At 70.3% G+C, this 25,580-nt stretch carries 17 protein-coding genes and 3 pseudogenes; 7 read left to right on the top strand and 13 right to left on the bottom strand.

The annotated features are described in order from the left end of the window. The first annotated feature begins 314 nt into the window (after positions 1-314). Positions 315-797, top strand: a complete 483-nt coding sequence (locus ACIDOF_RS33965) for a GNAT family N-acetyltransferase (RefSeq protein WP_409010064.1) — start codon at positions 315-317, stop codon at positions 795-797. 58 nt (positions 798-855) lie between these two features. Here ACIDOF_RS33965 and ACIDOF_RS33970 read toward each other — a convergent pair whose 3' ends face one another. Further along, positions 856-1,461, bottom strand: coding sequence for a TetR/AcrR family transcriptional regulator (locus tag ACIDOF_RS33970; protein ID WP_409010065.1), 606 nt, complete (start codon positions 1,459-1,461; stop codon positions 856-858). 71 nt (positions 1,462-1,532) lie between these two features. On the opposite strand from ACIDOF_RS33970, the pseudogene ACIDOF_RS33975 reads away from it, so the two are divergent. Then, a pseudogene (locus ACIDOF_RS33975) lies at positions 1,533-2,411 on the top strand (DMT family transporter); the annotation flags it as partial. A gap of 66 nt (positions 2,412-2,477) precedes the next feature. On the opposite strand, the gene ACIDOF_RS33980 reads toward ACIDOF_RS33975, so the two are convergent. From ACIDOF_RS33980 to ACIDOF_RS33990, 3 genes are all read right to left on the bottom strand, one after another. Next, a complete protein-coding gene (locus tag ACIDOF_RS33980) occupies positions 2,478-4,232 on the bottom strand; it encodes a hypothetical protein (protein ID WP_409010066.1) in 1,755 nt (584 codons plus the stop codon). A 202-nt stretch (positions 4,233-4,434) separates the two neighbouring features. Beyond that, positions 4,435-5,997: a peptide ligase PGM1-related protein gene (locus ACIDOF_RS33985; RefSeq protein ID WP_409010067.1), complete on the bottom strand. Its 1,563-nt coding sequence runs from the start codon at positions 5,995-5,997 to the stop codon at positions 4,435-4,437. Positions 5,998-6,010: 13 nt separating this feature from the next. Beyond that, positions 6,011-7,486: a class I SAM-dependent methyltransferase gene (locus ACIDOF_RS33990; RefSeq protein WP_409010068.1), complete on the bottom strand. Its 1,476-nt coding sequence runs from the start codon at positions 7,484-7,486 to the stop codon at positions 6,011-6,013. A gap of 413 nt (positions 7,487-7,899) precedes the next feature. Here ACIDOF_RS33990 and ACIDOF_RS33995 point away from each other — a divergent pair, with 413 nt between their 5' ends. The 3 genes and pseudogenes from ACIDOF_RS33995 (at position 7,900) to ACIDOF_RS34005 (ending at position 10,985) form a co-directional block, all read left to right on the top strand. Next, entirely contained in the window at positions 7,900-8,616 is a 717-nt protein-coding gene (locus ACIDOF_RS33995) for a flavodoxin family protein (RefSeq protein ID WP_409010069.1), read from the top strand. 272 nt (positions 8,617-8,888) lie between these two features. Continuing rightward, positions 8,889-9,954 (top strand): annotated as a pseudogene (locus tag ACIDOF_RS34000) (glycoside hydrolase family 43 protein); the annotation flags it as partial. Between the two features lie 11 nt (positions 9,955-9,965). Further along, positions 9,966-10,985 carry an arabinan endo-1,5-alpha-L-arabinosidase gene (locus tag ACIDOF_RS34005; RefSeq protein WP_409010070.1) on the top strand — a complete coding sequence of 340 codons (1,020 nt, stop codon included), beginning with the start codon at positions 9,966-9,968 and terminating at the stop codon, positions 10,983-10,985. A gap of 2 nt (positions 10,986-10,987) precedes the next feature. Here ACIDOF_RS34005 and ACIDOF_RS34010 read toward each other — a convergent pair. The 5 genes and pseudogenes from ACIDOF_RS34010 to ACIDOF_RS34030 all read right to left on the bottom strand — a co-directional run. After that, positions 10,988-12,574, bottom strand: a pseudogene (locus ACIDOF_RS34010) (glycoside hydrolase); the annotation flags it as partial. Positions 12,575-12,690: 116 nt separating this feature from the next. Beyond that, positions 12,691-14,802 (bottom strand): beta-galactosidase, encoded by a 2,112-nt coding sequence (locus ACIDOF_RS34015; RefSeq protein ID WP_409010071.1) that lies wholly within the window; start codon positions 14,800-14,802, stop codon positions 12,691-12,693. 44 nt (positions 14,803-14,846) lie between these two features. Further along, positions 14,847-16,184: an ABC transporter substrate-binding protein gene (locus tag ACIDOF_RS34020; RefSeq protein ID WP_409010072.1), complete on the bottom strand. Its 1,338-nt coding sequence runs from the start codon at positions 16,182-16,184 to the stop codon at positions 14,847-14,849. Positions 16,185-16,281: 97 nt separating this feature from the next. Further along, positions 16,282-17,220, bottom strand: coding sequence for a carbohydrate ABC transporter permease (locus ACIDOF_RS34025; protein WP_409010073.1), 939 nt, complete (start codon positions 17,218-17,220; stop codon positions 16,282-16,284). Between the two features lies 1 nt (position 17,221). Beyond that, a complete protein-coding gene (locus tag ACIDOF_RS34030; RefSeq protein WP_409010074.1) occupies positions 17,222-18,151 on the bottom strand; it encodes a carbohydrate ABC transporter permease in 930 nt (309 codons plus the stop codon). Between the two features lie 415 nt (positions 18,152-18,566). Between ACIDOF_RS34030 and ACIDOF_RS34035 the strand changes: the two genes are divergently transcribed. After that, entirely contained in the window at positions 18,567-19,553 is a 987-nt protein-coding gene (locus ACIDOF_RS34035; RefSeq protein ID WP_409010075.1) for a LacI family DNA-binding transcriptional regulator, read from the top strand. 47 nt (positions 19,554-19,600) lie between these two features. Here the strand turns inward: ACIDOF_RS34035 and ACIDOF_RS34040 are convergent, their stop codons facing one another. The 4 genes from ACIDOF_RS34040 to ACIDOF_RS34055 all read right to left on the bottom strand — a co-directional run bounded on the left by ACIDOF_RS34040 (position 19,601) and on the right by ACIDOF_RS34055 (position 24,748). Next, positions 19,601-21,079 (bottom strand): amidase, encoded by a 1,479-nt coding sequence (locus tag ACIDOF_RS34040; RefSeq protein ID WP_409010076.1) that lies wholly within the window; start codon positions 21,077-21,079, stop codon positions 19,601-19,603. Next, positions 21,076-22,347, bottom strand: a complete 1,272-nt coding sequence (locus ACIDOF_RS34045; protein WP_409010077.1) for a M20 family metallo-hydrolase — start codon at positions 22,345-22,347, stop codon at positions 21,076-21,078. Before ACIDOF_RS34045 ends, ACIDOF_RS34040 begins: the two co-directional genes overlap by 4 nt. Positions 22,348-22,379: 32 nt before the next feature. Next, positions 22,380-23,729, bottom strand: a complete 1,350-nt coding sequence (locus ACIDOF_RS34050; RefSeq protein WP_409010078.1) for an MFS transporter — start codon at positions 23,727-23,729, stop codon at positions 22,380-22,382. Positions 23,730-23,833: 104 nt separating this feature from the next. Further along, a complete protein-coding gene (locus tag ACIDOF_RS34055) occupies positions 23,834-24,748 on the bottom strand; it encodes a LysR family transcriptional regulator (RefSeq protein WP_409010079.1) in 915 nt (304 codons plus the stop codon). A gap of 163 nt (positions 24,749-24,911) precedes the next feature. On the opposite strand from ACIDOF_RS34055, the gene ACIDOF_RS34060 reads away from it, so the two are divergent. Continuing rightward, positions 24,912-25,508 carry a DUF2165 domain-containing protein gene (locus tag ACIDOF_RS34060; RefSeq protein ID WP_409010080.1) on the top strand — a complete coding sequence of 199 codons (597 nt, stop codon included), beginning with the start codon at positions 24,912-24,914 and terminating at the stop codon, positions 25,506-25,508. Positions 25,509-25,580 lie beyond the last annotated feature (72 nt).

Genomic DNA, 25,580 nt, shown 5'->3' on the forward strand with positions numbered 1-25,580 from the left:
TGCGTTGGCGTGACCGCCCTCGGGCCCCCGCTCGTAGTACAGGGCGAGGCCGACGCCTGGTGGCGAGGCATGGACTCGCTCATCGCCGTGGAGGAACGCGGGCGCCGCGCGACGTCTCGCACTTCGGGCGGCTGGTTGGAGGGCCCGCCCGGGACCGGTAAAGCACTGGCCGCTGCCGTGCCTCGTGTCTAGGGTCGAACCATGCAGTGCTTCGCTTCCTGGCGTACTCGCGGCTGAGGTCGGCCCTGCGCCTTGTAACGGCGTGAGGGCCAGAGGTGTCTCCTTCCCTCCCTCCGTTCCGAGAGGTGCACTTCATGCTCATTCGCGACTTCGATCAGGCTGACCTGCCGCGTCTGATCGAGCTGACCATCGACACCTTCCGCCCGTTCTTCGAGGAGTCCCTCCGGCCACTCGTGGGCGAGCAGGTCTTCGACGTTCAACACGGCGACTGGCGGGGCGACTACCGCGTCGAAGTCCCCAAGTTGCACGACCCCAGGCAGCACAAGCATGTTGCGGTCGCCGAGACCGCCGGAACCGTCGTCGGGTACATCGGCTGGCGCGCTGATCCAGCAGCCGGATACGGCACGGTCGAGATGCTCGCCATCGCGAGCGGACACCGCCGAGCCCATGTCGGCACGGCCTTGTGCGAGTACGCATTCGGCGAGTTGCGTCAGGCCGGCGCGAAGATGGTGGAAATCGGCACGGGCGGCGACGCGTTTCACGCACCGGCCCGGGCCCTGTACGAGAGTCTCGGGTGCGTCAAGCTGCCCACGGCCGTGTACTTCCGGGAACTCTGACGGCGTTGGGGGTGTGCCGCAGCGTTGCGGCGTTACCTGGCCCCGGGGCACGCCCCCTTCATCTTCCTCGTGACGCCGCGGCAGCGGCCATGAGGGCTTGCGCCTGTGTGCGGGCATGGCTGATGGCGTCCGGGAAGATGTTCAGGCCGTGGGCGACGAGCGCGCCTTCGTGAAGGAGCATCAGGGATCGGCCTAGGTCCTTTGCCCCGTCCGGGGCGATGTCCGCGGCGAGGTCGGTGAAGAGGGCGAGCGTCCATTCCTTTTGGCGGGTGATCGTCGCGTACGCAGGGTGGGCCGGATCGCTGATCTCGGCGTGGGCGTTGACCATGCTGCACCCCTTGGGTCCGCTGCGTGCCGACCACTCGCGTGAGGCGTCGAAGACCGCCAGGACCCGAGCGGTCGGGTCCGCTTCGGACATCTCCAGGCGCTCGGCGAGGAAGACGCGCCAGCGCTCGTCGCGATCTCCGAGGTAGTCGACGACGAGCTGCTCCTTCGAGCCGAACCGCTCGTAGAGGGTCTTCTTCGTCACTCCGGCCTCGGCGGCGATGAGGTCCACTCCGACGGCGTGGATGCCGCGCTCGTAGAACAGCCGTCCGGCCGTCTCCAGGATGCGCACGGCGGCAGGTGTCATCGCGTTCCGGCGCAGGTTCTCGCTCGTACCCATGCGTCGAAGGATACCGATCTGTATAGTCACACGGAGGAGTAGACAGATCTGTTTAGTCGAGGTGTGTGGCCGTGAACTTCCTGCTCTCGATCGCCTTCGTCCTCTGCTGGAGTTCCGGGTTCATCGGGGCCAAGCTCGGCGCCGGCAGCGCATCCGCCGTCACGATCCTGATGTGGCGCTTCCTCCCTCTGGCGCTCATCCTCGGCGCCATCGCAGCCGTCGCAGCTGTCGCAGCCCGGGCGACCTGGCGCGGTCTCACGGCACGGAGTCTGGGCAGGCAGGTGCTGATCGGGGCGCTGTCGCAGAGCGGCTACCTCCTCACCGTCTACTACGCGATCCAGCTCGGCGTCTCCAGCGGTACGACGGCTCTGATCGACGGCGTCCAGCCCCTTGTCGCCGGAGCCCTGGCCGGACCGCTCCTGCACCAGTACGTGTCACGCAGACAGTGGATCGGGCTGTTGCTGGGAGTCGCCGGCGTCGCACTCGTCACCACCGCCGACGCCTCCGCCGGCGGCGACGTGGCCTGGTGGGCCTACCTCGTACCGTTCCTCGGCATGCTCTCGCTGGTGGCGGCCACCTACCTGGAAAGCCGGTCGCGCACCCACGTCGCGCCCATGGTGTCGATGACCATCCACTGCACCACGAGCGCCGTCATCTTCACCGCGCTCGCGCTGAGTTCCGGCGCCGCGAAGCCTCCCGCGGAGCTCTCCTTCTGGGCCGCGATCACCTGGCTCGTGGCGCTCTCCACGTTCGGCGGATACGGGCTGTACTGGCTCATCCTGAAGCGCTCGGGAGTCACCAAGGTCAACACGCTCATGTTCCTCATGGCCCCCGTCACCGCGGTCTGGGGAGCCCTGATGTTCGGCGAACCCTTCAGTGCTCAGACGGCGTTCGGCCTGATCGTCGCCCTCGCCGCCGTCGGCATCGTGCACATCGGCAGCACTCGCAGAACCGGCAGCACCGGCAGCCTCGGCAGGTTCGGGAAGGCGGAGGTTGCCGCCCGTACACCGGACACCTCACCGACACGTCGCCGTCGCCTGGAGGTGAAGCTTGCAGGGGTGCCGTCCCATGGTGTTCTGAGCCGAGTGCGGGCAGCTCTCCGGGAGTTCGCGTACGGGATCGATACAGCGCACGCGATCCGGCACGGAGTACGGCCCTCCGGTCGCAGTTCGCGAGCACGCACCGCCTGCGGGCCATCCGCACGTGGGTGAGAGGTAGGCGCGGAGGTCCGGGAGGTGGTGGGGAGCGGGGAGGGGGTGGATGCGCCAGGTGCGGGCGTAGGCCATGGGGTGTTGGTCGCCGAAGAGGAGGAGGGCGACCGGCTGTTGTCGGGCTGCGGCGGCCAGTCCGGCGGGCGTGATGCTCTGGTCGTGACCACCGGGCTGCCGGGAGGCGCAGCCGACTCGGAAGGCGACCCGGATGGATTCCATGCCCGTGATCACGCACGGCGGCCGCACTCCCTGAGCGCGCAGCTCCGCGGCGATCCGTGTGTGCAGGGTGTGGTCGTAGCGGACGTGCCGGGTCAGTCCGTCGAGGACCTTGTACTGGACCGTCAGATGTCCGATGACCGCGAGGGCGGTGCCGACGGTGACGGCCCAGCGCCGCGGCGACCGTGCCCGCGATCCGCTCACGATGTGGGTCAGGCACTGCGCCACTGGCAGGCTCAGCAGGGCGTACGCGGGCAGCAGGAACCGGGGGGCCGCGTAGCCGACGGTGAACAAGTACGGTGCCGCCAGGGCCAGTCCGGTGCCCGTGGCGAGGAGAACCGCCGCCTGGCGCCGGGTGCGGACGGCTGCCCACGCGCCGCCCGCGAGGAGCAACGGCAGCAGGAGGAACCAGATGCTGGTGTCGGGCTGATCCCATGGGACGTCGCAGGGGCGGCAGAGCACGCGGCCGGACAGCGCGCGGGCATGGTCGTCGACGGCGAAGTACGCGCCCAGCTGCCCCTGAATCTCGCTCGCTCGCTCCAGGCGGGCGGAGAAGCCCCCGTACCGCATGAACGCCTCGATGATCCACGGCGCCCAGCCGATGATCAGGCCGATGGCCAGAGGGAGGAGCAGGAGCAGGCGCCGGGCTCGTTTCAGCAGGGCCGTCAAGGCGAGCGGGAGGGCGAGCCACACGGCGTCGACGGGACGCATGAACGCGGCGAACGCCACCGCGGCGGCCACGCACGGCAGCATCCCGCGGTCACCTCGGCGGATGGCGCGCAGGAAGCAGCCGGTGGCCACCAAGGCCGCGTACGCGACCCAGAGGTTCGGCATGACCTGCGCGCCGTAGAACGCCGTGACCCACAGTGTCGCGAACAAGCCGCCGGCGACGGCGAGTACGGGCGTGGGCAGGAGCCGTCGCCACACCCACAGGGCGATGAACAGGCCGACGCCGGAAAGGAGCGCGAGGTAGACGCGGAGCGCCGTCACGGACGTGGTCAGCTCGGTGACGGGCACCACGAGGAACGTGATCCCTCGCGCCCGGGGCGCGCTGAAGAACGCGGCCGGGGCCTGCGGGCTGACCTGGCTGACGTACACCGTCTCGTCCCAGCCGAGTCCTGTGCCCGGTACGACGAGGACGAGTTGGACGAGGGAGAAGGCAGCGGCGACGGCCGCCAGCCAGGGGAGCGGGCGAACTGCGTCAGGGCCGGTCCGCGCGATCCGACGTGCCCGCCGAGGAGCGTCGAGACTTCCGCCGGCCCGGCGAGGCTCTTTGGGCGGCTGCAATAGCGCGGTGTCCGGGCGCAGGGACGCCGCACCGGGGATCAGGTCTGGTTCTGGCACGCCCCTGGCCCTCTCAGGCGTTCGATCGAATAGTCATCGAGCAGTCAGGGCCGCAGCTCGCATCGGGGCTGCGGCTGCGGCTGCGACTGCTTTTGCAGGCTGCCGTCGCTCGCGGCGGCCCGCCACGTCCGTGCGGCAGTCGGCCGAGCGCCTCCGCCTGGAAGGGAAGACGCTGGGAGGCGCCGCTGCGCCCGCACCCCGCTCAGGGGCCCGCGTACACCTGAGCCTGTTCCTGTTCCTGTTTCTGTGCCTCTTCCCGTGCCAGTTGGTCGATGAGTTCCCGCAACTGCCGCATGAGCTCTGCGGCCTCCGCATGGCTCTTGCCGATGCACAGCGCCCCGAATTTTCCGTGCCGCATGACGGGGCTCATCATGTGCAGCACGACGCCCGTTCTGCGGTCCGGGTCGTATCCGAGGGAGGAACCGGTGACGGCATCGATCAGCTGGGACGGGCGGAGGCCCTCGTAACGGCGGTCCATGATGCCGTCCGATGTCACGTAGACGTATTCCGTGCCGTCGGACAAGAAGCGCCCGTCGGGAGTCGGGGCCACGCCGAGGAGACCGGAGGCCATGGTGAAGGCGTGCTTGGTGGCCGTGGCGCGGAGGTTGACCTCGCAGCCGAGCAGGCGCCATTCGGAACCGTCTGCACCGGGCCCGGCGCTTGATGGGACTGCGAGGAAGTCGACTCCGTAATCACCGCTGCCGACGCCGAGTTGCAACAGGGCCTCGCCCACCCGCGTTCCGCCGTCGATGACCGCCTGCCGGTAATCCGCGTGGGCCGGGAAGCTGCACCCGGTATAGCTCTGGCCGTCGACGCCGAGGACCTGGTCGTGCGTCGAGACGACCTCCACCTCACCGTTGTCGGTCAGTCGGCCTTGGAAGCTCGGGCTGAGCAGCGGGTCGCCTTCGATCATTTCCTCGGCGATCGCACCGGACCCCTTCATGAGGGCGGCGAAATCGTCCCAGGTGATTTTCCCGTCCACCAAGGACGCGCGGGGAAGCTCATTCAGGACGAGCTGGTCCAGGTCGTCGTCCGGTGCGGACGCGAGGGCCGGGTCCAATGCGAGCAGAGCGTTTCCGAGCCCGCCGCCGTATGCGGTGCTGTTGAGTTTCAGCACCACCTTGCGGTGTCCCGCCCGTACCAGATCGGCCACTGCGGCGGCGAGCGCGGCGGGGGAGTCGCACAGTTCGGTGCCTGCCGGGACGGGGACGCCCGCGGCAGCGAAGATACGGCGGCTGCCCTGCTTGGTTCCCAGCGGAATGTGGGCGGACGACGTCTGCGTACCCCGCACACCGAGGTCGCGGGCCAACCGTTCGAGCGGCCGTGACGGCTCGAAATAGCTCAGCCGCACATCCGCCCCGGCGCGCTGATGAGCATCCGCGAACTCGCGCAAAACATCTCGTACGGAGGCGGCCTCGGCGCTGTCGGGGTCGAGGACCTTTTCGCTCAGCCAGCGGGAGGAGGCGTCGTCCAGCGTCACGATGCGGACGCGCGCACGCGCCTCCTGCGGCCGGTAGGAACTGCCGCCCTGCTCCCCGGCGAGCAGGCTCAGGTAGTAGTCCACCTGCTGATCGGCATCGAGCATGGGCGGAGCCGTGACATAGAGAAGATGTCCACCGCCGCGGCAGACCGTGTTGACGATCGCCTGCCCCAAGAGACGTTCGGGGAAGTACGTCGCACCGGTCAGCCGTTCAAGGAGCTGGGGACTGCACTCGCGGCTCTCGATGTGGATGCGGGCCAGGGGGCGGCGGTGGTCTTCGGTCACAACGTCCTCGTTGCTACAGACGACAGTCGGGGTTACGCAAAGCAACAACATGGGTCCCCGCGTCGAAGTCACGGTTTCCCACGGTGGGATGCACGCGGCGGTGTTCCACGAATGCCAGACCCTCGTCCTCGGCCAGTGCCCTGAAATTCTCGACGTAGGTCTTGCGTTCGACGTCGTAGTCGATTCCCGCCACCAGGGCCTCCAGCTCCAGCACGCAAAATCGTACGCGCTGCCAAGGGCTGTCGTCTCCGGCATAGAAGAGTCGTTCCCGACGCGTTTCGGCCAACAGGGACCGCAGCCCTGTCGGCGTCCGCCGGTCCGTGTCCCGTAGAGCCCGAAGCCGCTGCTGCTCGGCCGCCGGCAGATCCTCCTCCTGAATATGAGCGAGGGCCTGGTCGATATAGACGAAATGGTGGTCGATGATCGCCTGCGTTCGCTCGGATTCCGACGAGAAGGGGGCGATCATCTCGTCCGCGACCACGATCAGACCCCCCGGTGCGGTGTGCCGCTTCAAGCCGCGGAGGAACAGCCGGGTGTCCAGGTGATGAGAAGCCCCGACCGAGACCGTCACCGGGTAATTCCGCGGCCCCGCGAAATCGGTTATCCCCGTGTTGTGCGCGACGATCGAATGCCCTGCGATGTTCTGCAGCAAGTGCGGAAAGGCGGCAGCGCTGGGCTCCACCGCATCGATCCGCGCGCCGGGGAACATCTCGGCGAGCATCACCGTCGGCAGGCCCGGGCCGCTCCCCACATCGAGCACGGTGTCCGGCAGCGCGGGGCAGTGGGCCCGCACCATACGGCCCACCGCCACCATCTGCGCCGCGTACGCCGGATGCACGGCCTCGAAGAGCGCGTACTCGTCGACGCTGATGCGCGCCTCCCACACCTCGGTGAAGGCGCCGTCGGCATGTGGCAGTCCGCCGGGGCCGCCCTGCTCACCGGCCGGCAGGGGGTCGTGGTCCCGTACGAACTGCGGCACCGCCGGTACCCCGGCCCGGTTGAGCGCGTCGCAGGCGAGCGTGGCGACCAGCCAACTCGTGTGCTTCAGCGCACCCGTGAGCAGGGCCTGTTCCTGGAGGAGCGCCGGGCCGGGCTGGGGCAGGAGGCCGGCCAGCCGCTCGGCGAGCTGCCAGACCTCGGCCGCCTCCTCCGGCGCCGGTAACGCCTGCGGTGACGGCTGCGGGGGCTGCTCCGTACGGTGACAGGAGACTGCCACCGCCCCCGCCATCCGCTCGACGGTCAGCACCGCCCGTGGGACGCGTAACTCCAGCCCGGACTCATGTGCCGTCAACGACGCCTCGGTGCGGCGCGCGTAGCCGGCGACACGGTCCTGAAGTACGGGCCAGTCCACGTCGGTCGTCACACGCAGAGCCCGGCCCGGCAGACCGTTCTGGCATTCCTGAACCGTCTTTGCCACCACGTCCTCGAACCGCTCGAGCGAGTCGATCTCGAGCGAGTCGACCTCTATCCAGGGGCGGCGCACGTCCACGGTTGTCCTCCCGATACAGCGACGTCCGGCGGCATACGGCCGGGGGCGGTCTCATGTCTGTGGTACGAGAGCGAGTCACGCTGTTTGCAGTTGAACGGACCAAGATTCCGTCCAAGTCTGAGGCGGCCGACCTACCGGGGCAAGACCGCCTGTGGTCGCCGATGCCGCCTGCGACGTCCGACACCGCGTTGCCAAGGGGCTGTTCACCGACTGCGCGGGGCGGGCGCCTGGGGAGGCTGGTTATGGCCTTGTGTTTCGATGTGCAACGTGTAGGAAGCCGCCCGATCTGTCGGACCTCGACGGCGCCGGTGCGGCGGCCGTGGCCTCTCATACTCCTGGCCCCGATCGGTGGGCGGCATCGCGCCGACGCGGCCAGGCTGGGTTCGTACCCCCGTCACCTGAGGAGCCGCCCCATGGCTGCGACCGCGTACCGCTACGACGACCTGCGTGCCCTGTTCATCAACTGCACGCTCAAACGCTCGCCCGAGACCAGCAACACCGAGGGCCTGGTCGACAGGAGCCGCCTCCTGATGGAGCGGAACGGGGTGGCCACCGAGGTGATCCGCGCCGTCGACCACGACATCGCCACCGGCGTCTGGCCGGACATGACCGAGCACGGGTGGGAGCGTGACGAGTGGCCCCAGCTGTACGAGAAGGTCATGGCCGCCGACATCCTGATCCTGTGCGGGCCGATCTGGCTCGGTGACAACAGCAGCGTCATGAAACAGGTCATCGAGCGGCTGTACGCCTGCTCCAGCATCCTCAACGAGCAGGGCCAGTACGCCTATTACGGCCGTGTCGGCGGCTGCCTGATCACCGGCAACGAGGACGGTGTCAAGCACTGCGCCATGAACGTCCTCTACAGCCTCCAGCACCTCGGCTACACGGTCCCGCCCCAGGCCGACGCCGGCTGGATCGGCGAGGCGGGCCCCGGCCCGTCCTACCTCGACCCCGGCTCCGGCGGCCCTGAGAACGACTTCACCAACCGCAACACCGCCTTCATGACCTGGAACCTCATGCACCTGGGGGCGCTGCTCAAGCGCGCGGGCGGCATCCCCGCCCACGGCAACCAGCGCTCCGAGTGGGACGCCGGCTGCCGTTCCGACTTCCCCAACCCCGAGCACCGCTGACCGTCGGCCGGGCCGTGAACGGCCGTCGATGCGGCCCGAGTTGTGCGGCAGGTCGAACCCCGGTCGTGAATTCGGCGGATCCTTGCGCGATCCATTGACGCGTCCCCGGTTGGAGCCTACGTTCCCCGTCTTGCACGACGTTCGGGTTTGCGAGCGGCATTCGAGATTTCGGACAAGCGAACACCCTCGCCGAACCGGAGCGTGCCACCCCCGCCTCGCTGAACGCCACCGGCAACCCCTCCCGTGCACAAGGCCCCGACGGAAGGATCCCGATGAGACGACGACACCACCGCGCCCGTCTTCCCCTGCTCGCCGCGGCTGTCGCGCTCGGCGCCACCCTGCTCGCCGCGCCCCCCCGGCACGGCGGCGCCCGACACCGACGAGCCACGACGCAGCGCCTACGCCGGATACCTCTTCACCTACTTCACCGGCGAGGGCACCGCCGACGGCGAGCAGATCCGGATGGCACTCAGCCGCGGCAACGACCCCCTGCACTGGCGGGAGTTGAACGGCGGCAGGCCCGTCCTCACCTCCGACCTGGGCACCAAGGGCCTGCGCGACCCGTTCGTGATCCGCTCCCCGAAGGGCGACAAGTTCTTCCTCATCGCCACCGACCTGCGCATGTACGGGGGAGAGGGCGGCAGTTGGGACCAGGTGCAGCGCACCGGCAGCAAGTCGATCACGGTGTGGGAGTCCACCGACCTGGTCCACTGGACCGACCGCCGCCTCGTGAAGGTCGCCCCGGACACCGCGGGGAACACCTGGGCCCCTGAGGCGTACTGGGACGAGCAGCGCGACGCGTACGTCGTCTTCTGGGCGTCCAAGGTGTACGCCGAGGACGACCCGGACCACACCGGCTCGACGTACAACAAGATGCTGTATGCGACCACGGAGGACTTCCGTACCTTCAGCGAGCCGAAGGTGTGGAACGACCCCGGCTACTCGGTGATCGACTCCACCGTCGTCAAGGACGGCGACACCTTCCACCGCTTCACCAAGGACGAGCGGGACCCCGCGTCCGGCACGCCCTGCTCGAAGTTCATCACCGCCGAGAAGTCCCGCGAACTCACCGACACCGCCTACGAGTTCGTCGCCGACTGCATCGGCAAGGGGACCGTCGAACGCGGCGAGGGCCCGACCGTCTTCAAGTCCAACACCGAGAACAAGTGGTACCTGTTCATCGACGAGTTCGGCGGCCGCGGCTACGTCCCCTTCGAGACCACCGACCTGGCCTCGGGCAAGTGGACCCCGTCCACGGACCACGACCTGCCCGCCAGCCCACGGCACGGCACCGTCCTCCCGGTGACCGGCGCCGAGTACGCCCGGCTGCAGAGCGCCCTGTCGGCACGATGAGCAGCACCCTCCGCCCCGCCTTCCGCCCCACCCGTCACCGCGCCTGCCGTCCCGCCCGGCGGCGAGCCCTGATCGCCGTCCCCGTCGCCGCGCTGCTCGCGCTCGTGCCGAGCAGCGCCACCGCCTATCCCGCCCCCGGCCGGGTCACCGGCGACGTCGTCGTGCACGACCCGACGATGGTGCGCACCGGCGCCGGGAAGTACCTGCTCTACGCCACCGGCGGCGGCCTCGGCCACCGTGCGTCCGGCGACCGGATCGCCTTCGCCGCGGGCACCGACGCGTTCCGCACCAAGCCCGCCTGGTGGGCGCGGTACTCGTCGGTGCCGGAGGCCTGGGCGCCCGACCTCTCGTACCACGGCGGCAGATACGTGATGTACTACTCCGTCTCGTCCTTCGGCTCCAACAACTCGGCCATCGGCCTTGCCACTTCGGCCACCGGCGAGCCCGGCAGCTGGACCGACCAGGGCGTCGTCGTCACGTCCAGCACCTCCGACGACTTCAACGCCATCGACCCCAACCTGTTCGTGGACGACGACGGCAGGTGGTGGCTGTCGTACGGCTCCTGGTGGACCGGCATCAAGCTGATCCGCCTCGAACCGTCGACCGGCAAGCCGCACGCCACGGACACCGCCCGCCGCTCCCTCGCCTCCCGGCCCACCGGAACGAAGGCCGTGGAGGCGCCGTCCATCGTGAAGCGCGGCGGCCACTACTACCTGTTCGCGTCGTACGACACGTGCTGCGCCGGGAGCAGCTCCACGTACAAGGTGAAGGTCGGCCGCGCGACGCGCGTCACCGGGCCGTACGTGGACCGGAACGGCGTGCCCCTGATGGAGAACGGCGGCACGCCGGTCCTGGAGTCGCACGGCCGGTACATCGGCCCCGGCGGGCAGTCGATCATGTCGGACACCGACGGGGACCTGATCGTCTACCACTACTACGACCGCGACGACAACGGCACCCCGAAGCTCGGCATCAACCTCCTCGACTGGTCGACGGGTTGGCCCGTGGCCTACTGAGCAGCCACGCCCTCCACGACGAAGGACGTCACCGACTGCGCGGGCACCTCCACGCTCGCCGTGCGGTCGGTGACCGGCACCGGGTCGAGGCGCTTCAGCCTGCCGTCGGCGCTGGTGACCACCGGGGTGACGGTCGCCGATGAGTCGACGCGGCCGAACTTCGCCAGGTCCACGGTGACCGTACGCGCCTCCGTCGTGCCGTTGACGTGCACGACCGTCGCCGCGTCGCCGGACTTGGAGACGGCGGCCGCGCTGGAACCCTCGTCGGTCCTGATGAGCCGGTCGCCGGGCTTGATGAAGTGCGTGAAGTTGCGGGCCGTGTCGTACTTCGTGTTCGTACGGACCGGGCAGGTCTCCAGGGTGTCCTCGGACGTGCAGCTGAACGGGATCTGGATGCTGCCCCAGTTGCCGCCCTCGGCCGACTCGCCGCCCGGCTTCATGTTGTCGTAGTCCTCCACCGGCTGCCAGAACACCCAGGCGCGCGGCTCCAGTTCGCGCAGGTCGTCCACGATGTGCTGGGCGAGGCCGAGGCCGGGGCGCATGTCGTCGAAGTCCTGGCCGTCGCCCCAGTCGCCCTCGACCTCGCTCATCCACAGCGGCTTGCCCGCCTCCTTCGCGAGGTCGCGCACGACGGGGCGGTCGGCGGTGCCGTACGTGTGGACGTTCATCTGCGCGACGAGATCCCGGACTTCGGCCGGGTACGCGTTCCAGTTCCGGGCGAAGATCGTGGGGTTGGTCTCGTCCATCGCGGCGATCCCGGTGTCGCTGCGCTCCTTCCGCAGCCGGTCGGCCAGCGCGCGGATCACCTTCACCTGGAGCTCCGGGCCCATGTGCGCGCCCTCCTGCCGGCCGCCGACGGGTTCGCCGTCGGGGCCGAGGCGGGTGCTCCAGTAGCCGGTGTTGGGCTCGTTGAACGGGTCGAGCGTGTCGACGTCGATGCCGTGGGCCTTCTCGAGCCGCCGCGTCGCACCGGTGAGGTACGCCGCGAAGTCGTCCACGGAACCGGGCTTCAGCTGGTCGGCGTTGGCGTCGAAGCCGCCGGAGACGTAGCCGCTCTCGGTCATGAACCAGGGCGGCGAGTTGCTGAACGTCTCCCAGTGGTCGACGTCGTTCTTGATGCGGTCGACCCACCAGCGCTGCGTGCTGTCCGCGTCGTCCTTCCAGTCCTTCGGGTCGTCGGGGCTCCACCACTCGGTGTCCTCGCGGGTGGTTCCGGCGGGCGCCCGCCACCAGCCCTCGACGGCGCCACCGGCCCGCAGGTAGTCCTTCACGTCGGGGGCGTTGCCGCCGCCGATGTTGTAGCGGGCGATGTTCAGGGCGAGGCCCTCGTCGCCGAAGAGGAGCCGCGCGAGCTCCTCCCGGATCTCCTCGGGATAGCCGCCGGTGACGTTGGCGAACCAGACGAGGCTGGTGCCCCAGCCCTGGAACTTCTCCTGCTGCGTCGACGGGTCGGGCCGGACGGTGACGGCAAAGGCCGCGGCGGCGGGCGGCGGCCCGGTCACCAGGGCCGCCGCGGAGGCGAGGGCCGTGGCGACGGCGATACGGACGAGACGGCGCGTGCGGTTACGGGGATGCGTGCGGTGTGCCAACGGATGCTCCCAACTCGGTGCCAACGGATGCCCCCAACGCGTGAGGGCTGCTGCGCAACCGTGCCCCGGGCGGGGCGCGGCCTGGTACGGAAGGCGCTGGACGAACGGAACGGAGGTCAGGGGGTGAGCGGGTGCCGCAGGACCGTGACGTCGCGGGGCGGCAGGACCAGGTCACCGTCCGCGCCCGACTCGGCCTGCCCGGCGAGGACTTCACCGCTCACGCCGACCAGGCCGGGCAGCGGCACCGCCTCGTCGGACCGGTTGACCAGGAACAGGAACCGGGCGTCGGCGCCGCGCCGCACCGTCAGCTCGACCCGGCCGCGAGCGGACGCCGGCAGCTCACTGGCCACCCCGGCGGGGGCCAGCAGACCGGGCAGCAGTGCGGCGAGCCCTTCCGGGCCGAGCCGGGTGGACACGTATGCGGCGGAACCCCCGCCGGTCGTACGGCGCGTGACCGCGGGGCGGCCCGCGTACGCGCCGTCGGCGTACGACGCGAGCACCTCGACGTCCTGGCCGGTGACAGTGACGCGGTCGGTCCACACCGAACCGGCCAGGTCGCCGCCCGCCGCGTCGCCGGGCCGGTCGAGGGCCACGCTCTCGCCGTCGAGCAGCGGGCCGAACTCCTCCACGCGGATGCCGAGCAGCTCGCGCAGCGCCCCCGGGTAACCGCCCAGCCACACATGGTCGTTCTCGTCCACCACGCCGGAGAAGTACGTGGTCACCAGGTGCCCGCCGCCCTCCGCGTACCGGGTGAGGTCCTTGGCGAGCTCGGCCGGCACCACATGGAGGACCGGCGCGATCAGCACGTCGTACCCGCCGAAGTCGGAGCGGGGCGTGACCACGTCGGCGCGGACGCCCAGGGCGAGCAGCGCCGAGTACCAGTCGAGGGCCTCGCGGTGGTAGTCGAGACGGGACGTGGGGTGGGAGTCCTGCTCGGCGGCCCACCACGAGTCCCAGTCGAACAGCACACCCACCCGTGCGGGCTCCCGCACGGAACCCGCGACCGGCGCCAACGCGCCCAGAATTCCCCCTAGTCGCACGACGGAACGGAACACCTCGCTGTCGGCGCCCGCGTGCGGGACCATCGCCGAGTGGTACTTCTCCGCGCCGGCCGCCGACTGCCGCCACTGGAAGAAGCACACCGCGTCCGCGCCGTGCGCGACATGCAGCAGCGAGTCACGGACCAACTCGCCCGGTTTCTTCGGCACGTTGACGGGCTGCCAGTTGACGGCACTGGTGGAGTGCTCCATCAGGAACCACGGCCGGTGCCCGGCGATGCCGCTGGTGAGGTTGGCGGAGAACGACAACTCGTCGCGGGCCTGCGGTCCCGGCACCACGTAGTGGTCGTTGGAGACGAAGTCGACCTCGTCCGCCCAGTCCGCGTAGTCCATGCCCCTCGTGCCGCCCATCACCATGAAGTTGGTGGTGACCGGCACCCCCGGCGTCAGCTCCCGCAGCACCTCCCGCTCGGCCCGCAGATACTCCTTCAGCGCGTCCGAGGAGAACCGCTTGAAGTCCAGCTGCTGCGTCGGGTTGGGGTGCGAGGCCGCGAGCCGCGGCGGCAGCACCTGCTCCCACGCCGTGTACCGCTGCGACCAGAAGGCCGTGCCCCAGGCGTGGTTGAGGGCGTCCAGCGTCCCGTACCGCTCGCGCAGCCAGTCGCGGAAGGCGCGCGCGGCGTCGTCGGAGTAGTCGTGCACGTTGTGGCAGCCCAGCTCGTTGTTGACGTGCCAGGCGACCAGCGCCGGATGGTCCGCGTACCGCTCGGCGAGCTTCCGCACCAGGCGCAGGGCGTGCCTGCGGAAGACCGGCGAGGTGGGCCGCCAGTGCTGCCGCGCCCCCGGCCACACCGTCTCCCCGGCCGCGGTCACCGGCAGGACCTCCGGGTGCGCCGTGGTCAGCCAGGGCGGCGGGGACGCGGTCGCGGTGGCCAGGTCGACGCCGATGCCGCCCGCGTGCAGCAGGTCGAGCACGTCGTCCAGCCAGCCCAACTCCCAGGTGTCGGGGCCGGGTTGGAGGCGTGCCCAGGAGAAGATGCCCACGGACACGGTGGTCACCCCGGCCTCCCGCATCAGCCGCACGTCCTCCTCCCACACCTCCCGCGGCCACTGCTCGGGGTTGTAGTCCGCGCCGTACACGAGCCGCGGACCGCCGTCGGCGCCGCGCGCGTACGGGAAACGGGACGCAGGGGTGGACGGGGGCAGCGGCGAGGGGCGAGGCGGAGTCATACGGGTCCTTCCGGTAGGTCGACGGGGAGGGGCGGCCGGGCCGGTCACCGCAGCGTGAAGCCCTGTTCCTTGCCGTACTTCACGGAGGCGTCCTGCCACGCCTTCAGGCCCTGGGCGAGCGAGGTGCCGGACACGTACGCCTTGCCGACGGTGTCGTTGAAGACCGAGTTGGCGTACACCTGGAACGGCAGGTACTGCCAGTCGTCCCGGACGCGCGCGGCGGACTCGGCGAAGATCTTGTTGGCCTTCTGACCGCCGAAGTACGGGAACGCGGTCTCCTGGAACTTCTTCGCGTTCAGGTCCTTCGTGGTGGCCGGGAACGCCCCGTTCTCGATCCGGGTCCGCACGCCGTCGCCGGAGTTGGCGTACTCGACGAAGGCGTACGCGAGTTCCTTGTTCCGGCCGAGCTCGGGCAGGGCGAGGGAGCTGCCGCCGTTCTCGGCGCTCGCCTTCTCGCCCTCTCTCCACTGCGGCAGCGGCGCGGCCCGCCAGTCACCGGCCGCCTCCTCGACGCCGGTCGCGAAGTTGGCGGGCATCCACGCGCCGCTGGGCAGCGTGGCGATGGTGCCGTCGCCGAGCGCCTTGTACCAGTCGTCGCTCCACGGCGTGATCGAGGTGGCGACGAGCTTCTCGTCGATGAGCTGCTGCCAGGTGTCGGTGTACTTCTTCGCGCCGGCGTCGCCGAAGTCGATGCCGACGTCGGTGCCGTCGACCTCGTACGGCCGGGCGCCGGCCTGCCACAGCAGACTGGTGGTCTGCCCCGCGTCGCCGCTGTCGCTGGTGATGTACGTCTTCGGGTCGGCCTTGTGCAGCTTGCGGGCGGCGTCCAGGTAGCCGTCCCAGGTCGTCGGCACCTCGATGTCGTGCTTGTCGAAGACCTTCTTGTTGTAGAACAGCGCCATCGGGCCCGAGTCCATCGGCAGTCCGTAGATCCCGCCGTTCGCCTGCACGGCGTTCCACGGGCCGGGGGAGTAGGACTTCGCGAGCTTGTCCGCGCCGAACGCCTTGAGGTCGGTGACGCCCTTGGTCAGGGCGTACTGACCGAGGGCGTAGTACTCGATCTGCGCGACGTCGGGGACGCCCTTCTTCGCGGCGATGGCGTTCTGCAGGGCGGTGTACGCATCGACGTTGGTGCCCGAGTTCACCAACTTCACGTCCACGCCCGGGTGTTGCTTCTCGAAGTCGGCGGCCACCTGCTTCAGGGTGGGTTCCCAGGCCCATACGGTGACGGTGCCGCCCTTCTTCAGGGCCGCGTCGATGGCGGCGCGGGACACCTGCTTCCGGTCCGCGGTGTCGTCTCCGGAGCCGCAGGCGGCGGCGCCCAGGGCGAGCGCGCACAGGAGGGCGGTGCCGCGCAGCAGGCGGCGGGGGTGCTGGGGCATGGCGGTGTTTTCCACTTCCTCGTGGGACGACGTGGGACAACGGGGGACCCGTGGAGAGACGGCCGACGGCCGGACTTCCCGGGGCCGGTCTGCGGCGCTATTCCTTGACGCTTCCGGCGGCGAGCCCGGACTGCCAGTGCTTCTGCAGGAGCAGGAACGCGGCGACCAGCGGCACGATCGTGACCAGGGAACCGGTGATGACCAGATGGAACACGGGCTCACCCCCGGCCGTGGCCGCCTGGTCGTTCCAGCTGTCCAGGCCCAGGGTGAGCGGATACCAGTCGGGGTCCTTCAGCATGATCAGCGGCAGGAAGTAGTTGTTCCAGGTCGCGACCGTGGTGAAGAGCAGCACGGTCACCGTGCCGGGCGCGAGCAGCGGCAGCGCCACCTGGAAGAACGTACGCAACTCCCCGGCACCGTCGATCCGGGCGGCCTCCAGAAGCTCGTCCGGCACCGACTGGCCCGCGTAGACCCACATCAGGTACAGGCCGAACGGCGAGATCAGCGAAGGGATGATCACCGCCCACGGCGTGTCCGTCAGGCCCATCGAGCTGAACATGAGGAACGTCGGCACGGCGAGCGCGGTCCCCGGCACCGCGACCGCCCCGATGACGGTCGCGAACACGGCCCGCTTGCCGGGGAACGAGAACTTCGCCAGCGCGTAGCCGCCGAGCACCGCGAGGAAGGTCGCCCCGCCCGCCCCGACCACCACGTACAGCAGGGTGTTGAGGAGCCACCGCGTGAACATCCCGTCGTCGTACGTGAAGGTCTGCACGAGGTTGTCCCACAGCGCGAACTCGCCGTCGAACCAGAGCCCGAACGAACGCGCCAGGCCCCGCTGCGACTTGGTCGCCCCGAGCACCAGCCAGACCAACGGCACCAGGCTGTAGAGCAGTACGACCCCGGTGAGCACGGTGAGCAGCACACTGCGGCGCGGCCGGGCGGGGGAGTGCCGCCGGGGAGCGCGCAGCCGGGGGGTGGAGCGCTTGGCCTTCGGGGACTCGACTGCCGTGGGGGCGGCGGTGGTTGTGGTCATCTCACGCCTCCTTCCTGCGCATGCCGCGCAGCTGGACGGCGTAGGCGACGGCCATGGTGATCAGCCCCATGACGATGGCGACGGTCGCGGAGTAGTTGTGCTGCTGCCCGGAGAACGACAGCGAGTACGTGTACAGGTTCGGCGTGTACGAGGTGGTGATGGTGTTGGGCGCCAGGTTCTGCAGGATGTTCGGCTCGTTGAAGAGCTGGAAGCTGCCGATGACGGAGAAGATCGTGGCGATGACCAACGCGCCCCGGATCGCGGGCAGTTTGACGGCGGCGATGACGCGCCACTGGCCGGCGCCGTCGATCTCCGCGGCCTCGTACAGGGACTGCGGGATCACGCGCAGCGCCGAGTAGAAGATCAGCATGTTGTAGCCGACGAACTCCCAGGTCACGATCGAACCGATGGACGCGAGCAGCAGGCCGGGCGAGAGCGGGTCGGGCAGCGTGACGCCGAGCGCCTCCTCGAGGTCGCCGACCAGGCCGAAGCGGGTGCCGTAAAGGAAGCCCCACATCAGCGACGCCACCACGGCGGGCACCGCGTACGGCAGGAAGATCGATATGCGGAAGAAGTCCTTGCCGTACAGCCGCCCGCTGTCCAGGGCGAGCGCCACGAGCAGGGCGATGCCCAGCATGACCGGCACCTGCACGGCGAGGAACACCGACACCCGGCCGAGCGCGGCCCAGAACTGGTCGTCCTGCAGGGCCTGTCGATAGTTCTCCAGGCCGACGAACGTCGTGCCGCCGACGAGTCGGTCGCGGAACAGGCTCAGGTGGAGCGAGTACGCGAGCGGCGCCAGGAACACCAGGGCGAAGACCGTCACGAAGGGGCCGACGAAGCCCCAGCCGATCCAGGAGCGGTGCCGACGCCGTGCGGGTGGCCGGTCCGGGCGCCGCGAGGCGGCCGCCGGTGCTTGCAGAGTCGTCATCTGGTTCCTCGCTCGTCCCTCTCGGAACTCGTCCGTCTCGGGTCTCGTCCGTGCCGGTCCCGGCTCAGGAGCGCTACGTCGGACGATGTTTACGCAAACATCGACGGCCGCGAAGAACTGCGGGTGTTATGTTTGCGTAAACATCGGGTGGCGGCATGTCTACACTGCGCCGTTGACGGGGGTCAAGAGTTCGTCCGTGGACCGGGCGCCGGAAGCGATGAGGGAGACGGTGACAGCAGCGGACCGCGCCAGGACGGCGAAGAAGCCGGGATCGTCCGGCGGTACGGAAGCGGCGGACGGCACGAGCACGGCAGGCAGCGGCGCCGCGGCACGCGAGGGAGCCGCAGGGCGCAACGGAACTGCAGGGCGCAACGGCGCCGCTGGACGTGGCCGTCGTCGTACACAGAACGCGTCCATGGCCGACGTCGCCCGGGTCGCCGGCGTCTCGGCGCAGACGGTCTCGCGCGTCGCCAACGGCTTCCCCGGCGTGCACGAGCAGACCCGCAGACAGGTGCTCGCCGCGATGAAGGAGCTCGGCTACCGCCCCAACAGTGCCGCACGGGCCCTGAAACGCGGCGAGTTCCGCACCATCGGCGTCATCACGTTCTCCCTCTCCACCACCGGGAACGTCCGCACCCTCGAAGCCATCGCCACCTCCGCGGCACAGGAGGGGTACGCGGTGACCCTGCTGCCCGTCGCCGTACCCACCCAGGACGAGGTGCGCGGCGCCTTCTCCCGCCTCGGGGAACTCGCCGTCGACGCGGTCATCGTCATCATGGAGGTCCACCTCCTCGACGCCGCCAAGCTGTCGCTGCCGCCGCACGTCCAGGTGGTCGTGGCGGACTCGGACGCCGGCGACCGCTACACCGTCGTCGACACCGACCAGGCCGGCGGCACCCAGGCCGCCGTCCGCCACCTCCTCGACCTCGGCCACCGCACCGTCTGGCACCTGGCCGGGCCCGTGGAGTCGTACGCCGCGCAGCGCCGCGCGGACGCCTGGCGGGCCGCCCTCACCGAAGCGGGCTGCGCGGTGCCGCCCGCGGTGCGCGGCGACTGGACCGCCGAGTCCGGCTACCGTGCGGGCCTGCGCCTCGCCGAACAGCCCGACTGCACCGCGGTGTTCGCGGCCAACGACCAGATGGCGCTCGGCCTGCTGCGCGCCCTGCACGAGCGCGGGCGCAAGGTTCCCGACGACGTCAGCGTCATCGGCTTCGACGACATCGCGGAGGCGGGCTCCTTCCTGCCGCCGCTGACCACCGTCCACCAGGACTTCGCCGAGATCGGCCGCCGCTGCGTGGACGGCGTGCTGCGTCAGGTCCGCGAGGGCGCGGCGGAGCGGGGCACCACACTGGTACCGACGCGCCTGGTCGTACGCGAGAGCACCGCGCCGCCGCCGGCGTGAGCGTCCCCGCCTTTCAGACGTCCCCGCCTTTCAGACGTCCCCGCCCTTCAGAGCCGAAGGTGCCGAGGGCCCGGAGCAGCCGTCGGCAGCAAGGGCCACGCCGGCTTGGGCACGAGTGCCTCGACGGCGGCGCCCACGCGGAACACGGCCGGCTCGTCCAACGGGTGGCCGACGACCTGGACCCCGGTCGGGACGCCGTTGCCGGCGACGCCGCTGGGCACGGCGAGCACCGGGCAGCGGTTGGCTACGTTGAACGGGCTGGTCAGGTGCCCCTCCCAGTAGTGGTCCAGGTGGCGGTCGCCGACGTCCAGGCCGTCGAGGTAGTCGCCGTCGGCGTCGAGTGCCGTCACGGCGTTGGTCGGGCAGAGCAGCACGTCCACGTCCGCCATCGCGGTGGCCAACTCCCGTTGCAGCGCCGCGTCCAGGGCGAGCGAGTCCACCAGCCCGTCCCGCTCGGCGGCACGGCGGGCGTCGGCGACGAAGCGCTGGGCGTACGGGGCGAGGGCGGCCACGTCCCCGCACTCGCGCTCCATCGCCGGGCCGAGGATCTGGCCGAAGTGGGCGAAGATCGTGCGCCTGATCCGGCTCGACGTCCAGGGCAGGTCGACCGGAACGACGGTGGCGCCGGCCTCCTCCAGGCGGGCGGCGACGTCGAGCGTGGCGGCCTCGACCTCGGCCGCCACCGGGAAGTCACCGAGCCGCACCGAGAGACCGACCCGCACGCCCCGCACCGCCGCCACCGGATCGTCGGGCAGCTCGACCGGCACGCCGTGCGGCCCCCAGGAGCCGTGGTCCGCGGGGTGCCGGCCGGACATGACGGCGGCGAGCAGGGCGGTGTCGGCCACGGTTCGCCCCATCGGGCCGTCGCCGCGGTACCAGTCCGCGCTGAGCGGCGGGAGCCCGGGGATCCTGCCGTACGGGGCCTTGTAGCCGACCGTGCCGGTGAAGGCGGCCGGCACCCGGGTCGACCCGGCGATGTCGGAGGCCGTCGCAAGGGTCGTCATCCCGGCCGCGAGCGCGGCGCCCGCCCCGCCGGAGGAACCGCCCGGGGTGGCCGACAGGTTCCACGGGTTGCGGGTCACGCCCCACATCGGGCTGTGCGTCACGGTGGCACAGCTGAACTCCGGCGAGGTGGTGCGGGCGTGGACGACTCCGCCCGCCTGCCGAATCCGCTCCACGACAGGGTGGTCGATTCCGCTGATCCGCCCGGCGTGCGCCGCAAGCCCCTGCTCGATGCGGCGGCCGGCGAGGTTGTGCTTCTCCTTGGTGGCGACCGGGACGCCGAGGAGCGGCGCCGTCGGCGAGCCGTGCCGCGCGGCGTCCAGGTATGCCGTGGCCGCCTTCTCGGCGAGTGCGCGGGCCTCGTCGGGGAAGGTCTCGGTGAACGCGTTGATCCCGGTCGCACGGTCGCCGTTGACGCGCTCCGCCTGGGCGGTGACGGCGTCGAGAAGCTCGACCGGCGACAGTTCCAGACTGCGGAAGGCGCGCAGTGCCGTGACCGCGTCGAGGTGGGCGAGGTCGCTCATCGGGTGCCTTCCTGCGCCGCGCGCTGCACGGCGACCTCGTCGAGCCCGCCTGCGAGGAGTTCCCAGGTCGCCTCGGTCAGGGCAGCCACGCCGACGGCCATCTGCGCGTCGCTGGTCAGCTCACGCTCGCAGTGGCTCACCCCGTCGATGGACGGGACGAACATCATCAGGGCGGGCACGATCCGGTTCATCGGCACCGAGTCGTGGCCCGCCATGGTGTTGATCCGGCGCACGCCGACGCCGAGCCCGGCCGCGACCTTCTCCGTGATCTGCAGGCCGCGTTCGGGGAAGCTCTGCACGGGCCGTACGTCGAAGTCCCGTACGTCGATGGTGAGTTGCTGCTCGCGGGCGACGTCCGCGATGCGTTCGAGGAGCAGCGCGCGGGCCTCTTCGACGATCGCGGGGGAGGAGGCCCGGAGGTCGGCGACCAGGTGGACCCGCCGGGGCACCACGATCGGGGAGTTCGGCTCCAGGGTGAGATAGCCGACCGACGAGACGATCGACTCCGGCTCGAACTCGCCGGTCACGTCGTGCACCAGGCCGATCACCCGGGCCGCGGCGACCAGGGCGTCGCGGCGGTCGGCCATCGCCGTCGCGCCGGTGTGGGACTGCTCGCCGAGCACCTCGACGTCCAGCTTCTGCGTGTACCAGCTGTGGTCCACGGCGCCGATCGCGATGCCCTCGCGCTCCAGTACGCGGCCCTGCTCGATGTGGATCTCGGCGTACGCGACCGGGGTGGGGCGAGGGTCGGAGCCGCGGTACCCGATGGCGTCGAGGGCCTCGGCGACGGTGACGCCCTCCAGGTCCGTGACGGCCAGCATCTCCTGCTCGTCCATGAGTCCGGCGAACACCGAACTCCCCATGATGGAGGGGGCGAAGCGGCCGCCCTCCTCGTTGAACCAGTCGACGACGGCGAGGTTGTACTTCGGCGCCTCCTCGCCCCGCGCGACCCGCCGCGCGAGCCGTTCCGCGGCGTGCAGGGCCGCGATCACGCCGTACGCACCGTCGAACCGGCCGCCGCGCGGCTGGCTGTCCAGGTGCGAGCCGACGAGCACCCAGTCGGCGCCCGGACGCCACTCGACCAGGGCGAACATGTTGCCGATCGAGTCGACCCGCACGGGCCAGCCCCGCTCGGCGGCGAAGGCGGCGAACCAGTCCCGCATCTCCTTGTCCTCGGGCGTGGCCGCCTGCCGTTCGACACCCCCGGCGGGGGTCGCGCCGATCGCGGCCACGTGGTGGAAGTCGGTCAGGAATGCCTCTGCGCTCATGGCGCTCTCCTCCAACGGGTGGTGACGGTCGGTCAGTCGGCGACGGCAGCGCGCTGCGGGTGGGTCTCGGGCACCCGGGTGGCGAGCAGCAGGACGAGGACGATCGCAGCGGCGGCCGCCATGTAGTAGCCGGGCGAGGCGGGGACGCCGGTCAGTCCGGTGAGCCAGGTGCCGACGAACGGGGCGGTGCCGCCGAAGAGGGCGTACGCCACGTTGTAGCTCACGGCCGCCGACGTGAACCGGGTACGGGTCGTGAAGATCTCGACGAAGAACGTGTAGCAGCCGCCGCCGTACAGGGTCAGGCAGACCACGAACAGCGCCTGACCGAGCAGCGCGAGACCGAGCGAACCACCCGTCACCAGCGCGAAGGACGGCACCGCGACCACGGCCAGGGCCACCGATCCCGCGATCAGCATCGGCCGCCGTCCGACGCGGTCGCCCACGATGCCCCACACCGGCAGCAGGACGGCGTACAGCAGCATCGCGGCCGCGTTGGTGAGCAGCGACTGCTCCCGGCTGAGACCGCCCGCGGTCTCGATGTACGACACGAAGTAGCCGCTGACGAAGTAGAAGCCCATCGCGGTCAGCCCCATCACCAGGACCACCTGCAGCATGCGGGCCTTGTTCTCCCGGAACGCATCCTTCACCGGGCTGTGCTCCTGGCGCTCCGCCTGTTCCAGGACCTGTCGGAACGCGGGGCTCTCCTCCGTACGGCTGCGGATCCACAGGCCGAAGAAGGCGAGCGGCAAGGAGAGCAGGAACGGGATGCGCCAGCCGTACGACTGGAAGGCGTCCTGGCCGAGCGTCCGCGACAGGACCAGGAACAGCGTGCCGCCCACCACGGACGGCAGCGCGGTCGCCGCAAGGGTGATGTTGAGCCAGAAACCGCGGCGGTGGAGCGGGGCGTGCTCGAAGACGAAGGCCGGCGCGCCGACCGACTCGCCGCCCGCGGAGAAGCCCTGGACGAGGCGGCACAGCACGAGCAGCGCGGGGGCCGCGGCGCCGATGGTCGCGTAGGTGGGGAGCAGGCCGATCAGGGCGGTGGCGGTGCCGATGGACAGCAGCGTGATGTACAGGACCCTGCGGCGGCCGATCCGGTCGCCGAGCGCGCCGAAGAAGAGACCACCGAGCGGACGGACGAGGAAGGCCACGCCGAACGTCGCGAACGTGGAGAGCAGACTGGCCAGTTGACTCTGGCCGGGGAAGAACAGGGATGCCAGCGTCACGGCCGACAGGGCGTACAGGGTGAAGTCGTAGAACTCGATGAACTGGCCGACGCTGCCGCCGGCCAGGACGCGTTTCTGGATGCGTGTGGGCCGGGCCGGGTCGGCTCCGTCGGACGGCGACGAGGTTCTTGCGGTGGCTGGTTCGCTGGTCGTCATCGGTGGCTCCCCAGGTCGAGTGCAGCCATGTTTGGGGAGCGGCCTTCGAGGTGTCTAACAGATTCTTTCGCTGCGCATCATCGACTCGGTCGATGCAAGAGCGGTCAGCGCGCGAGCCCGAAGATCCGAAGGCAGACCTCCTCGAAGGCCTGGGCCTTGAGTGTCGGCCGGGTACCGGCGGCGCGGACGAGGAGCACCTCGATCTGCGGCAGGCGCTCGGCTATGGGGATCCGGACCACCGGGCTGCCGGCGTAGGTGAGGTCGTGGTGCAGCCGCTGGTTGAGCACGGAGTAGCCGTGGCCGCGGCTGACGAACGAGCGGACGGTCTCGTAGCCGCTGGCGCGGTGCCGGATCATGGGCGCGATGCCGCACATCTTGAAGAGGCTGAGGTAGTACTCGCGGGTGTGCGGCAGGTCGAGGAGGATGAACGGCTCGTCGGCGAGGGCGCGCAGACTCACCGGCTTTTCGGGCTCTGCGGCGAGCGGATGGTCGGCCGCGACGATGACGTGCGGTGGGACTTGCTGCAGGGTCCGGCGCGGCAACTCTGCCCCCAGGCCCAGGTCGTACATGAGGGCCAGCTCGCACTTGCCGTCGCGCAGCGCCCGCCTGAGGAACTCCTGATCCCCCTCCAGGAAGGACAGGTGCACGCCCGGATGCTCGCGCTCGAACTCCTCCAGGACGGCCGGGGCCCGAAACGGTGCGAGCGGCGCGAACATGCCGACCGACAGCTCCCCGACGAGGGCGCCGCCGTCCTCCCGAGCCGTCTCCGGCAGCCGGTCGGCCTCTTCGAGCAGCAGCAGGCTGCTCCGCAGCAGCCGCCGCCCGGCCGGGGTGAGACGCAGGCCCCGCCGGTGGAGCCGGGTGAACAGCTGCACCTCCATGGCGTTCTCCAGCTGGGAGATCGCCGAGGAGAGCGTCGACTGGGTGACCTTGAGGGCGACGGCGGCCTCGGTCATGTTCTCCAGCTCGGCGACCGTGCAGAAGTAGCGGAGCTGGACCAGCGTGAACGACCTTGTCATTCACGACATTGTGCCGCCACGTGCTCCTGCCCGAGTGGAGGTGTCTCTCTCACATGCGGAAAGATCAACGCGTCTCGGGGCGGCTGGAAGGCCGCGCATTCGGGGCATTCGACGGTACGCCCCACGGTCCGACTGCCGTGGGGCGACGAGGGAGGACACAACCATGGCAGAAGCCCACCAGCCGACCGACACCGACTCCGGGGGCCGTGGCCGGGGAACGCACCCTGCCCCCCGGCGGAACTGGCTGCTCAGGCTGGGAGCGCCACCCGTCGCGGCGACCGCGCTGACGGCGACAGTCGCGCTCTACATGACCCTGGTCGTCTTCGGGAACATCACAGACTTCGGGACCAACCAACAGTTCGTTCAGCACGTCCTGAGCATGGACACCACGTTCAAGGACCCTGACCTGATGTGGCGCGCGGTCGAATCCCCCGCACTCCAGAACGCCGCCTACATAGCCGTCATCGCCTGGGAGGCACTGACCGCGGTCGTCCTCCTCACCGCCACCTGGTTCTGGATCACGGGGCTCCGCCACCACGCGTACGACCACGCCCGCGCGGCGAGCACGGTGGGCCTTGTGATGGTGCTGCTGCTCTTCGGGGTGGGCTTCCTCGTGATCGGCGGCGAATGGTTCGTCATGTGGCAGTCGTCCGACTGGAACGGCCTGGACGCCGCGGCCCGCAATGTCGCGCTGGCCGCCATGACACTCCTCTTGGTGCATCTGGCCGGTACTCGCCGGGCGGATCCTGAACGCCCCTGACACACCGACCCTGCGCCGCGCGGCGCCCGCCCCGGGCTGCTGGGCACCTTCACGCTCACGGAGTCACCCGAT

Origin of the sequence: Streptomyces sp. Da 82-17 (genome assembly GCF_046098215.1) — a bacterium.
Classification (GTDB): domain Bacteria; phylum Actinomycetota; class Actinomycetes; order Streptomycetales; family Streptomycetaceae; genus Streptomyces.